At 65.8% G+C, this 12,612-nt stretch carries 11 protein-coding genes; 10 read left to right on the top strand and 1 reads right to left on the bottom strand.

The window, feature by feature from the left end; all coding sequences use genetic code 11:
• Positions 1–171 precede the first annotated feature (171 nt).
• From AABM56_RS19485 to AABM56_RS19455, 7 genes are all read left to right on the top strand, one after another.
• Positions 172–1,749, top strand: coding sequence for an FAD-dependent oxidoreductase (locus AABM56_RS19485; RefSeq protein ID WP_347883653.1), 1,578 nt, complete (start codon positions 172–174; stop codon positions 1,747–1,749).
• 173 nt (positions 1,750–1,922) lie between these two features.
• Entirely contained in the window at positions 1,923–2,477 is a 555-nt protein-coding gene (locus AABM56_RS19480) for a cytochrome b (protein ID WP_133861437.1), read from the top strand.
• Between the two features lie 35 nt (positions 2,478–2,512).
• Positions 2,513–3,091 (top strand): YceI family protein, encoded by a 579-nt coding sequence (locus AABM56_RS19475; protein ID WP_059313566.1) that lies wholly within the window; start codon positions 2,513–2,515, stop codon positions 3,089–3,091.
• Positions 3,092–3,438: 347 nt separating this feature from the next.
• Positions 3,439–4,632: an efflux RND transporter periplasmic adaptor subunit gene (locus AABM56_RS19470; protein ID WP_263259294.1), complete on the top strand. Its 1,194-nt coding sequence runs from the start codon at positions 3,439–3,441 to the stop codon at positions 4,630–4,632.
• Between the two features lie 12 nt (positions 4,633–4,644).
• Positions 4,645–7,782, top strand: coding sequence for an efflux RND transporter permease subunit (locus AABM56_RS19465; RefSeq protein WP_133861435.1), 3,138 nt, complete (start codon positions 4,645–4,647; stop codon positions 7,780–7,782).
• A gap of 1 nt (position 7,783) precedes the next feature.
• Complete coding sequence (locus AABM56_RS19460; protein ID WP_133861434.1) at positions 7,784–9,286, top strand: efflux transporter outer membrane subunit; 1,503 nt, start codon at positions 7,784–7,786, stop codon at positions 9,284–9,286.
• A gap of 118 nt (positions 9,287–9,404) precedes the next feature.
• Positions 9,405–9,992, top strand: coding sequence for a YajG family lipoprotein (locus AABM56_RS19455; RefSeq protein ID WP_133861433.1), 588 nt, complete (start codon positions 9,405–9,407; stop codon positions 9,990–9,992).
• A gap of 60 nt (positions 9,993–10,052) precedes the next feature.
• On the opposite strand, the gene AABM56_RS19450 is transcribed toward AABM56_RS19455, so the two are convergent.
• Positions 10,053–11,213 carry a 1-acyl-sn-glycerol-3-phosphate acyltransferase gene (locus tag AABM56_RS19450; RefSeq protein WP_133861432.1) on the bottom strand — a complete coding sequence of 387 codons (1,161 nt, stop codon included), beginning with the start codon at positions 11,211–11,213 and terminating at the stop codon, positions 10,053–10,055.
• A 107-nt stretch (positions 11,214–11,320) separates the two neighbouring features.
• Between AABM56_RS19450 and AABM56_RS19445 the strand changes: the two genes are divergently transcribed.
• The 3 genes from AABM56_RS19445 (at position 11,321) to AABM56_RS19435 (ending at position 12,565) form a co-directional block, all read left to right on the top strand.
• A complete protein-coding gene (locus AABM56_RS19445) occupies positions 11,321–11,503 on the top strand; it encodes a CPXCG motif-containing cysteine-rich protein (protein WP_017639858.1) in 183 nt (60 codons plus the stop codon).
• The gene (locus AABM56_RS19440) at positions 11,503–11,763 is read left to right on the top strand and encodes a DUF2007 domain-containing protein (protein WP_133861431.1); all 261 of its coding nucleotides are present in this window, start codon (positions 11,503–11,505) and stop codon (positions 11,761–11,763) included. Before AABM56_RS19445 ends, AABM56_RS19440 begins: the two co-directional genes overlap by 1 nt.
• A gap of 184 nt (positions 11,764–11,947) precedes the next feature.
• A complete protein-coding gene (locus AABM56_RS19435; RefSeq protein WP_133861430.1) occupies positions 11,948–12,565 on the top strand; it encodes an SOS response-associated peptidase in 618 nt (205 codons plus the stop codon).
• Positions 12,566–12,612: the final 47 nt, after the last annotated feature.

Genomic DNA, 12,612 nt, shown 5'->3' with positions numbered 1-12,612 from the left:
GCGTCTCCTGGCGGCGGGCCCGGCGATAAAAAGGGGGCGCAAGCCTAAGCCAGGGCGCGCGACGGGAGCAAGGCGCGGGCCGATTGCCGGTCATGGCGCCGTCTGGTTGCCCCGGGGCCGCTGGCGTATGCTGCGCCACCGCCGTTTCCCGGTCCCAGGAGTCTAGAAAAGATGTCGTCGTGTTGGACAGGTTTTACCGTCTGCTTGGCAGCCGGCGTATTCGCTACCAGCCTGAGCGCAGGCGCTGCCGAGAAGGCCCATAAAGAGACGCACAAGGCGCCGGAAAAGGCTGCCGCGGCACCCGTAGCGCCCAGTGGTCCCTCGGTGATCGTGGTCGGTGCCGGCATGGCCGGTCTGGCCTCGGCCTATGAACTGCAGCAGGCCGGCTGGAACGTGACCCTGCTGGAAGCCGGCGCGCGCGTCGGCGGTCGTTCCGGTCTCGCCTCCAGCGAATGGATCGGCGATACCAAGGCCCAGCCGGTGCTCAACCACTACCTGGACACCTTCAAGCTCAAGACCGTGGATGCGCCGTCCTTCGTGCGCACCCCGGGCTATCTGATCGAAGGCCAGTACTTTTCCCAGGAAGACCTGGCGCAGAAGATGCCGGCCGTGGCCGATGCCCTGAAGCGCGTCGACAAGTCCCTGGACGATCTGGCTGCCGCCATCAGCGATCCGCTGCAGCCGACCGCCACCCCGACCCTGCACGCCCTCGACCAGATCAACGCCGCCACCTGGCTGGACAAGCAGAATCTGCCGCCGGTGGCGCGCCAGCTGATCAACCAGCGCATCCGCGTCCGCTACGACGAGCCCTCGCGGCTGTCGCTGCTCTATCTGGCCCAGCAGACCCGCGTCTATCGCGGCGTCGACGACAAGGACCTGCGCGCCTCCCGTCTGCCCGGTGGCAGCGAGGTGCTGGCCCAGGCCTTCGTCAAGCAGATCAAGACGATCAAGACTGACAACAAGGTCTCCAGTATCGTCCAGGACAAGGACGGTGTCGTGGTCAAGGCCGGTGCCACCGGCTACAAGGCCGACTACGTGGTGATGGCGGTGCCGCTGCGCGCCCTCGGCCAGGTGCAGATGACCCCGGCGCTGGACGCCACTCAGCAGGCGGCGATCAAGGGCACCACCTATGGCTGGCGCGACCAGATCCTGCTCAAGTTCAAGACCCCGGTGTGGGACAGCAAGTCGCGCATGAGCGGCGAGATCTACAGCGACCAGGGCCTGGGCATGCTGTGGGTGGAGCCGGACGTCAAGGGCGGCGCCAATGTGCTGGTCAACCTGGCCGGTGACAGCGCGCGTCTGGTGCAGGCCTTCGGCGACAAGCAGATGGTCGATCAGGTGCTGATCCGCTTCCACGCCTTCTATCCCAAGGCGCGCGGGGCCTTCTCCGGCTACGAAGTCCGTCGCTACAGCCGCGATCCGGGCGTGGGCGGTGCCTACCTGGCCTATGGTCCGGGTCAGATCACCCGCTACTGGCGGCTGTGGGAAAAGCCCGCCGGCCGGGTGATCTTCGCTGGCGAGCACACCGATCCGCTGCATCCGGGCACCCTGGAAGGCGCCCTGGCCAGCGGTCAGCGCGCTGCCGGTCAGGTCCGCGACCTCAAGGCCGGCAAGGCCGTGGTGCCGGTCGTGGCCAGTACCAAGACCGCTGCCCAGCCCGCTGCTGCGCCCAAGACCACCGAAGCCGCACCGGCCAAGGACAGTGGCGAGCACGGCTTCTTCTGGAAGCTGTTCCACTGGTCGTTCTGATCGCGACCCAGGCTCGGACGCTGCCACCGCGCAGCGTCTGGTCCGGAGCGGACGGGGCCTTGGCGCGCCGTCCGATCCATCGATTCCTTCGATATTGATTCGACACTTTTTCCGCTTTCCATCGATACGTTTGCGGCTAGGCTTAGGCAAAGCTTTTTCAGGAGAGAAAAGCAATGCACTGGCGCAACGATGGCCTTCGCTACGGTCTGGTAAGTCTGGTTCTGCATTGGGTCATGGCCCTGGCGATCGTCGCCATGTTCGCCTCCGGCCTGTGGATGCGCACCCTGGACTACTACGACACCTGGTACCACACCGCCCCTGAACTGCATAAGAGCGCCGGCATCCTCTTGCTGATCGCCCTGGTGCTGCGCCTGCTCTGGCGCCTGGTCAGTCCGCCGCCGCCGGTGGAGGGCAGCCCCCTGGTGCGCCGCGCCGCCGGTGCCGGGCACTTCCTGCTCTATGGGCTGATGCTCAGCGTCATGGTGGCCGGCTACCTGATCTCCACCGCCGATGGCGTGGCCATCGATGTCTTCGGTTGGTTCAAGGTTCCGGCGACCCTGAGCGGCCTGCCGGAGCAGGCCGATACCGCCGGCAAGATCCACCTCTGGTTCGCCTGGACGCTGATCGTCCTGGCCGGTCTGCACATGCTGGCCGCGCTCAAGCACCATTTCGTCGACCGCGACGGCACCCTGGTCCGCATGCTCGGCCGGGTCCATACCCCTTCCTGATGTTCGCTTCCCACCACCACCTGGAGCTCCATCCAATGCTGAAGAAAACCGTTGCCGCCCTGGCCCTGGGTACCGCTCTGCTGGGCGCTGGCCAGGCCATGGCCGCCGACTACAAGATCGACAAGCAGGGCCAGCACGCCTTCATCCAGTTCCGCATCCAGCACCTGGGCTACAGCTGGCTGTACGGCACCTTCAAGGACTTCGACGGCAACTTCAGCTTCGATGCCAAGGATCCGTCCGCCGACAAGGTCAAGGTGACCATCAACACCGACAGCGTCGACACCAACCACGCCGAGCGTGACAAGCACCTGCGCAGCGCCGACTTCCTCAACGTCGCCGCCCATCCCCAGGCCAGCTTCGAATCGACCAAGGTCACCCCCACCGGCGATGGCACCGCCGACGTCACCGGCAACCTGACCCTGAACGGCGTGACCAAGCCGGTCACCATCAAGGCCCACTTCATGGGCGAGGGCAAGGACCCGTGGGGTGGCTACCGCGCCGGCTTCGAGGGCACCACCACCCTCAAGCTCAAGGACTTCAACATCCAGAAGGACCTCGGCCCGAAATCCCAGGAAGTGGAATTCATGCTGTCCTTCGAAGGCGTGCGCCAGTAACGGGACGCCCGCAGGTTGTAACCAAAGATGCCGGATTCGTCCGGCATTTTTATGCCTGGTCGTTTTTGCCGACGAGGCGGGCGACACCGGGATTTCCCGGCAGAACTCGCCTCCCGCCTCATGGTCTGCTACCGAGGTCGGTCGCACTGGCCTGACTTTTATCGGCATAGCCGTTTTCACGAGACGTCGGAGTCGCCGGCGAGATACCCGAGTAAGGCGCTTGGGTTATTTACAAACAGTCGTGAACGTAAGTATATTTGTCTGATAATAATTCCTATGCTCGAGCCGGTGCGGATCCACAAGGCGCGCTGCGCATGCTCATTTCCCCGCTTTCAAGGACTTTTGATATGCAGATCAAGCCGGCGCATGCCTTTTTCGCTCCCGCCCTGCTGGCCGTTGCCCTGGCCCTGGGTGCCTGCGGCAAGCAGGACAACAAGGACCAGCAGCAACAGCAGCAGAAGCCCCCGGAGGTCGGGGTAGTGACGATGCAGCCTCGCACCGTCACCCTGACCGACGAATTGCCCGGGCGCACGTCCGCCTTCCGCATCGCCGAGGTGCGGCCGCAGGTGAGCGGCATCCTGCTCAAGCGCAGCTTCACCGAGGGCGCCGACGTGAAGGCCGGCACCCAGCTCTATCAGATCGATCCGCGCACCTACGAAGCCAACGTCAACTCGGCGAAGGCATCGCTGGCCCAGGCCCAGGCGACCCTGGCCTCCAACCGGCTCAAGGCCCAGCGCTATGGCGCCCTGGTCAAGGAGCAGGCGATCAGCAAGCAGGAAGCCGACGATGCGCTGTCCATGCAGCGGCAGAACGAAGCCCAGGTGGAATCGGCCAGGGCCGCCCTGCGCAACGCCGAGATCAACCTGGCCTACACCAAGGTCGCCGCGCCCATCTCCGGGCGCATCGGGCGCTCGATGATGACCGAAGGCGCCCTGGTCACCGCCGACCAGACCAGCGCCCTGACCAGCATCACCCAGCTCGATCCCATCTATGTCGACGTGACCCAGTCCGCCACCGATCTGCTGCGCCTGCGCCGCGAGCTGGACAGCGGTCAGCTGCAGAAGGTGCAGGGCGAGAACGCCGCCCAGGTCAAGCTGATGCTGGAAGACGGCACTGCCTACAGCCGTCCCGGCAAGCTCAAGTTCGCCGAGGTCTCGGTGGACCAGGGCACCGGCTCGGTAACCATCCGCGCCGAATTCCCCAACCCCGACAAGCTGTTGCTGCCCGGCATGTTCGTGCGTGCCGAGCTGCAGTCCGGTGTGCGCCAGAATGCTCTGCTGGTGCCGCAACAGGGTGTGACCCGCGACCTCAAGGGCCAGCCCACCGCCATGGTGGTCAACGGCGAAGGCAAGGTCGAGCAGCGGATCCTCAAGACCGAGCGCACCGTCGGCGCCGAATGGCTGGTCACCGACGGCCTCAAGGCGGGTGACAAGGTCATCACCGAAGGTCTGCAGAAGATCAAGCCGGGTGCCACCGTCACCACCAAGCCGGCGAGCAACATCGCCTCCGCCGAGCAGAAGCCGGCGGGTCAGGGTCAGTAAGGGGAGCGCCTGATGTCCAAGTTCTTCATCGACCGGCCCATCTTCGCCTGGGTAATCGCCCTGGTGATCATGCTCGCCGGCATTCTGTCGATCCTCACGCTGCCGATTAACCAGTACCCGAACATCGCCGCTCCGGCGGTCTCGATCCAGGTGAGCTACCCGGGCGCCTCGGCGCAGACGGTGCAGGACACCGTGGTCCAGGTCATCGAGCAGCAGATGAACGGGATCGACAACCTCAGGTACATCTCCTCGGAGTCCAACTCCGACGGCAGCATGACCATCATCGTGACCTTCAACCAGGGCACCAACTCCGACATCGCCCAGGTCCAGGTGCAGAACAAGCTGCAGCTGGCGACGCCGCTCCTGCCGCAGGAAGTCCAGCAGCAGGGCATGCGCGTCGCCAAGTACCAGCGCAACTTCATGATGGTGGTGGGCCTGGTCTCCATGGACGGCTCCCTGACCAAGGAAGACCTGTCCAACTACATCGTCTCCAACATGCGCGATCCCATCGCGCGGACCAGCGGTGTGGGCGACTTCCAGGTATTCGGTGCCCAGTACGCCATGCGCATCTGGCTGGATCCGCAGAAGCTGGTGAAGTACCAGCTCACGCCGGTCGACGTCAGCAGCGCCATCCAGAGCCAGAACGTGCAGATCGCCTCCGGTCAGCTCGGCGGCCTGCCGGCGGTGCCGGGGCAGCAGCTCAACGCCACCATCATCGGCAAGACCCGGCTGACCAGCGTCGAGGAATTCGGCAAGATCTTCCTCAAGGTCGACCAGAGCGGTGCCCAGGTGCGCCTGCGTGACGTGGCGCGGGTCGAGCTGGGTGGCGAGAACTACTCCATCGATGCCCAGTTCGACGGCAAGCCGGCCTCCGGCATGGCGCTGCGTCTGGCCACCGGGGCCAATGCCCTGGACACCGCCAAGGCGGTCCGCGCCACCATCGAGCGCCTCAAGCCGTTCATGCCGCCGGGCATGGAAGTGGTCTATCCCTACGACACCACCCCGGTGGTGACCGCCTCGATCCATGAGGTGGTCAAGACCCTGGGCGAGGCGATCCTGCTGGTGTTCCTGGTGATGTTCCTGTTCCTGCAGAACTTCCGGGCCACCCTGATCCCCACCATCGCCGTCCCCGTGGTGCTCCTGGGCACCTTCGCGGTGCTGCTGGCCGCCGGTTTCACCATCAACATCCTGACCATGTTCGGCATGGTGCTCGCCATCGGCCTGCTGGTGGACGATGCCATCGTGGTGGTGGAAAACGTCGAGCGGGTGATGGCCGAGGAGGGGCTCTCGCCCAAGGAGGCGACGCGCAAGTCCATGGGCCAGATCCAGGGCGCCCTGGTCGGTATCGCCCTGGTGCTGTCGGCGGTGTTCGTGCCCATGGCCTTCTTCGGCGGCTCTACCGGGGTGATCTATCGCCAGTTCTCCATCACCATCGTCTCCTCGATGGTGCTCTCGGTGCTGGTGGCGCTGATCCTGACCCCGGCGCTGTGCGCCACCCTGCTCAAGCCGGTCAAGCAGGGGCACCACGAGAAGCGCGGTTTCTTCGGCTGGTTCAACCGCAAGTTCGAGAGCGGTCAGCACCGCTATGAGCGCAGCGTGGCCGCGGTGATCCGGCACAAGGTGCCCTTCCTGCTGCTGTACCTGCTGATCGTCGGCGTCATGGTGTTCCTCTTCACCCGCATCCAGTCGTCCTTCCTGCCGGAAGAGGACCAGGGCGTGATCTTCGCCCAGGTCACCACGCCGCCGGGCTCCAGTGCCGAGCGGACGCAGAAGGTGCTCGACACCATGCGCGAGATGATGATGAAGAACGATTCGAGCGCGGTCAGCTCGATGTTCACGGTCAACGGCTTCAACTTCGCCGGTCGTGGTCAGAGCTCGGGTCTGGCGTTCATCCAGCTCAAGCCCTGGGAACAGCGCCCGGACGCCAAGGACGGCGCCAGCGCCGTGGCCGGTCGGGCCATGGGCTACCTGTCGGGCATCAAGGACGCCATCGTCTATGCCATCGTCCCGCCGGCGGTGCTGGAGCTGGGTAACGCCACCGGCTTCGACTTCTACCTGCAGGACCAGGGCGGCATCGGCCACGAGGCGCTCATGGCCGCGCGCAACCAGCTGCTCGGCATGGCCGCGCAGAATTCCAAGCTGGTGCAGACCCGTCCTAATGGCCTCAACGACGAGCCGCAATTCAAGCTCATCGTCGACGACGAGAAGGTGCGCGCCCTGGGCCTGTCGCAGAGCGACGTGAACCAGACGCTGTCCATCGGCTGGGCATCCAGCTACGTCAACGACTTCATCGACCGCGGTCGGGTGAAGAAGGTGTACCTGCAGGGCGAAGCCAGCGCGCGGATGAATCCCGAGGACTTCAACAAGTGGTACGTGCGCAACAGCGCCGGCGAGATGGTGCCGGTGTCTGCCTTCGCCCGCGGCGAGTGGATCTACGGCTCGCCCAAGCTGGAGCGCTACAACGGCATCTCCTCGCTGGAGATCCTCGGCTCCGCGGCGCCCGGCTACAGCACCGGTGACGCCATGGCCGAGATCGAACGCATGGCCAAGGACCTGCCGCAGGGCGTGGGTATTGCCTGGACCGGTCTGTCCTACGAGGAGCGCCTGTCGGGCTCCCAGGCGCCGGCGCTCTATGCGCTGTCGCTGCTGGTGGTGTTCCTCTGCCTGGCGGCGCTGTACGAGAGCTGGTCGATCCCGATCGCGGTCATCCTGGTGGTGCCGCTGGGGGTGGTGGGGGCCCTGCTGGCCACCTACTTCCGTGGCCTGGCCAACGACGTCTTCTTCCAGGTCGGTCTGCTGACGACCATCGGCCTGGCGGCGAAGAACGCCATCCTGATCGTGGAATTCGCCAAGGAGCTGCACGAGGGCGGCAAGAACATCGTCGATGCGGCGGTGGAAGCCTCGCGCATGCGCCTGCGCCCCATCATCATGACCTCCATGGCCTTCATCCTGGGCGTGGTGCCCCTGGCGATCTCCTCGGGCGCCAGCTCCGGCAGTCAGCACGCCGTGGGTACCGGCGTGATCGGCGGCATGCTCACCGCCACGATCCTGGCGATCTTCTGGATTCCCATGTTCTACGTGGTGGTCAGCAGCCTGTTCAAGGACAAGGCCACCAAGGACCAGGAAGCCCATGGCAAGGAAGGACACTGATATGAAGAAGTCTGTCTTGGCGGTGGTCGTGGGCATGCTGGCCGTGTCCGGCTGCAGCCTGATCCCCGATTACCAGCGACCCAATGCGCCGGTGGAGAACGCCTGGCCCCATGGCCAGGCCTACGATGCCCTGACGGTCAATCGTGACCAGCAGGCAGCCGACATCGGCTGGCGCGATTTCTATCGCGACCCGGCCCTGCAGCAGCTGATCCAGCTGTCGCTGGACAACAACCGCGACCTGCGTCAGGCCGCGCTGAACGTGCGCCTCTACCAGGCGCAATACCGCGTGCAGCGCGCCGAGCTGTTTCCCGACATCGCGGTCAGCGGCACCGGGACCCGTACCCGCCAGCCGGAGGACCTGAGCCAGGTCTCCGCCATTCGCGAACTGCTCGCCGGCAACAGCGCCAATGGCGCGGGTGGCGGCGGTGGTGGCAGCATCAGCAGCCAGTACAGCGTGACCCTGGGGTTCACCTCCTATGAGCTGGACCTGTTCGGTCGCCTGCGCAGCCTCAGCGAGCAGGCGCTGCTCAACTACTTCGCCACCAGCGAAGGACGCCGCAGCACCCAGATCTCGCTGGTCTCGGAAGTGGCCAACGCCTACTACGCCTGGCTCACCGACCAGCGCATGCTGCAACTGACCCGCGAGACCCTGGCGGCCTATCAGCGCTCCTACGACCTGACCCGCCAGACCGTGGAGAACGGCGTGGCCAGCGGCCTGGACCTGCGCCAGTCGCGCACCGCCCTGGAAGGGGCGCGGGCGAATCTGGCGCAGTACACCCGCCAGGTGGCCCAGGATCGCAATGCCCTGGCCCTGCTGCTGGGTACCTCGATCCCGGCGGAGCTGCCGCAGAGCAAGGGGTTGGACGGTACCGATCTGCTCGCCGACCTGCCGGCCAATCTGCCGTCGGATCTCCTGCAGAAGCGTCCGGACATCCTCCAGTCCGAGTTGCAGCTGCGCGCCGCCAACGCCAACATCGGCGCGGCCCGGGCAGCCTTCTTCCCGCGCATCAGCCTGACCGCCCAGGGCGGCACGGCGAGCCGGGACCTGAACGGCCTGTTCGACGCCGGTTCCGGCTACTGGACCTTCTCGCCGAGCATCAACATCCCGATCTTCACGGCCGGCAGCCTCAAGGCCAGCCTGGATGCGGCGAAGATCCAGAAGGACATCAACGTCGCCACCTACGAGAAGTCGATCCAGACCGCCTTCCGCGAGGTGGCCGATGCCCTGGCGGCGAAGGGCACCTACGACGACCAGCTGCAGGCCCAGCAGGACCTGGTGCAGGCCAGCCAGGAGTACTACGACCTGGCCAACCTGCGCTATCGCCAGGGCATCGACAACTACCTCACGGTACTCGACGCCCAGCGCTCGCTGTACAGCGCCCAGCAGCAGCTGATCACCGACAGACTCAACCAGCTCAACAGCGAGGTCACCCTGTACAAGGCGCTCGGTGGCGGCTGGCTGGAACGCAGCCAGACCCGGCCGCCGCTGGCGGCCAAGCCGTAACGCCTGGTCTGAACGACGCCGGCCCCGTGCCGGCGTTTCCTTGTCCGGAAGGCCGGTCTATCGACGCCGCTGGGGGGCTGGGTATACTGCCCCCTGTCCCTTTCTTCGGAGTCTCTGCATGCGCTATCGCCTGTTGCTCGGCCTGCTCGCCGCCACTGGTCTGACCCTGGCCGGCTGCGCCAGCAGCCCTCAGCAATTGAGTCCGCAACCCCAGATCACCGCGCCCATCGCGCCGGTCGGCCAGGGCCAGCCGGTCTCGGTCCGGGTGGTCGACGGCCGTTCCTCCTTCACCCTCGGCACCCGCGGCGGTCTCTATCCCGACACCAGCGTGGTGGTGGTGCAGACTCAGGACGTGATTCCCAAGCTGCAGGCCGAAGCCGAGAAGGCCGTACGTCAGATGGGCTTCACCCCGTCGCCCAATGCCGGTCCCGGTGCGCCCCAGCTGACCCTGACCCTGGCCGAACTGAACTATCAGTCGCCCAAGGAGCTGTACGTCACCGCGTCTGACGTCGCCGCGGCCTTCCAGGTCGAGGTGCGCAACAGCCAGCGCGGCTACAAGGGTCGCTATGGCGCCAGCCTCAACCAGCGCTTTGGCATGGCGCCCAACGCCGAGGCCAACACCAAGCTGGTCAGCGATGTCCTGAGCGACGCCCTGACCCGGGTGTTCAAGGATCCGACCGTGGTGCAGGTGCTCAGCGGCCACTGAGCCGCGACCGTCCACAAAAAAGCCCGGCTCGTGCCGGGCTTTTTCATGAGCGCGCCTGGGCTATTCCAGACCGGCCAGCACGCGGTACTTGTTCAGCACCGGCTGGGCGTACTGGCGCACCAGTTGCGCCCGGTATTCCGCTGGGCACTCGGCCAGACGCCTTTCCCATTCGCTGCGGGCGACCGCGATTTCCTCGGCGGGAAACAGGCTGTCCACCGCGGGCACGGCCAGGTCCGGGTCGCGGCCCTCCCAGGCGGCATAGGCCAGGTAACTGGCCGGGAACAGCCGGTAGTTGCCGAGAATCTGCCGGTCCATTTCCTGGGCCAGCGCCTTGGCATCCTCGAACTCACCCGTGACCGGCTCGCCAAAGGCCACGTGCACCCGGCCCTTGTAGCCGGTGATGCCCCGGGCGATGCTGACGTCGTCCTCGCCCGGCGCCTTGGCGTAGCTGCCGGTGGTGGCGCGGGTGTGCAGTTCGCGGGCCTTGGCCTGGTCGCAGGGATCGAATTCGTAGCTGATGGACACCGGTACGATGTTCAGCGCCTTGACCAGCTCGGCGAAGGGCTCGTCCTTGCAGCTCATGTGGAACATCTTGAGGATGGCCGAATCGGTGCGGTCGTCGCCGTCCTTGGCCCGGCCCTCGGCCTGGGCGATCCAGATGGACTGGCCGTCCTGGCGGATCGAGTGATTGATGTAGGCGGACAGATTCTGGTACGCCGCCAGCTTTTCGCGCCGGCCGCTGATGGAGCGGTGCACGATGAAGCTCTTGTTCAGCCGCATCAGGTCGCTGACGAAGGGCTTCTGCAGCAGGTTGTCACCGATGGCGATGCGCGGCGTTGGCAGACCGGCGTGGTAGACGGCATAGTTGACGAAGGCCGGGTCCATCACGATGTCGCGGTGGTTGGCCAGGAACAGATAGGCGCGGCCGCTGCGCAGCTGGTCGATGCCGGAGTAGGTAACGCCGTCCGAGGCCTTCTCGATGGCGCGATCCACATAGGGTTCGAGCTTGTCCTGCAGCGCCGCGACGCTCTGGATACCACTCAGTTCCTGGCGCAGGCGGGTGCGCAGCAGGGGCCGCACTACCCAGCCGAGTCCCTTGGACAGGCGCGGGAACCGGTAGCCGGCGAGGATGCCGATGAAGTGGTCGTCGTCGATCAGGCGGGCCAGAACCCCGGGGACTTCCGCGTCGTTATAGGGTCGAATGGCTTCGAACTCGCCCATGGTGTTCTCTTGTAGAAATTCCGGCGGCCATAGTAGTGGGCGTGGCGCCAGATGCAAGCGCCAGGGGCCGGATGGGCGGCAGGTTGGCGGTCAAGGAGTGCAGGCAGATGCTGGAAAGCCAGGAATACGATTGCCCTTATTGCGGCGAACCGGGCGAGGTGGTGCTCGACCTCAGCGGCGGTGATCAGGACTACTACGAAGACTGCGAAGTCTGCTGCCGACCGATCCGCTTCGGCCTGCACACCGATGGCGAGGACTGGAATCTCGAGGTTCGGCGGGAGGATGACTGATGCGCCGCATCTATGAGCCGGGGTCGCTGCACGAGGGCGAACTGCTCCTGGCGGTGCTCGCCAGCGAGGGCATCAGTGGCTTCCTCGCCGGTCGCCACTTGCTCGGTGGCATCGGTGACCTGCCAGCGGCAGGATTGCTCGGCCTGCTGGTCGACGACGAGGAGGCCCAGCGCGCGCAGGCGCTGATCGCCGCGTACAATGCCGCCACGCCTTTGCCGGGAGAGGATCCCTCCCCCGAACAGGGCATCCTCGTCTGCTAGGTTCTATACGAAAAGTGCCTACGCATCGGTGATGCTTCGTTGAAAAACGCCTGGCACGCCAGCCCGGTCGTAATACTCATTTACCACTTGTAAACTCGTTCGCGAGCCCGATCCGCTTCCTCAGCTTTTTCGCCTCGCCTGACCTTCGCTCGGCGACTTTTCGTAAAGAACCTAAAAGGTTTTCATGTCCGGACGCTACGCCCTGTTCCGCTGGCCCGCCGAATTCGCTGGCTTGCCGGGATTCCCCGAAAAGCATCCGCCGCGCTGGAACATCTCCCCTCATCAGCAGGTGCTGCTGCAGCGGCGGACCGCGGACGGCGAGCGGGTCGACAGTGGCCGCTGGGGACTGACCCCACCCTGGCTCACCGATCTCTCCCGCACCCCCACCCATGCCCGCGCCGAAAGCCTGGCTACCCAGCCGATGTTTCGCGAGCCCTTTCGCCTGCGGCGTTGCCTGCTGCCGGCCAACGGCTTCTATGAATGGCGCGGCAACCACCGCAAGCGACCCTACTGGATGCTCAATGGCGAACCCCTCGCCTGGTTCGCCGCGCTCTGGGAAGCCTATCCGGCCGGGGATCAGCTCTGGCTGTCGGTGGCCATGGTCACCCAGGCCGCCGGCCCGTTGCGGCGGCCCATCCTGCTCGACGAAGCGGGGCGTACCCTCTGGCAGGATCCGGACAGCACGCCCGAAGCCCTGCAGGCGCTGCTGGCCGCGGGCGGCATGCCGCTGCGCGAGCGGGTGCTGGCCGACATCGTCAACCGGCCCGAGGTGGACGGGCCGGAGTGTCTGACGCCGCTGTAGCGCCTAGACGTCAAAGCGCGCTGCAAGTCCCTGGGCCAGCCCTCTCC

The organism is Pseudomonas aestiva (genome assembly GCF_039908605.1).
In the GTDB taxonomy this organism is placed as follows: Bacteria; Pseudomonadota; Gammaproteobacteria; order Pseudomonadales; family Pseudomonadaceae; genus Chryseomonas; species Chryseomonas aestiva.
Note: the sequence above shows the minus strand (reverse complement) of the source record. Positions and strands in the feature narration are given on the sequence as shown.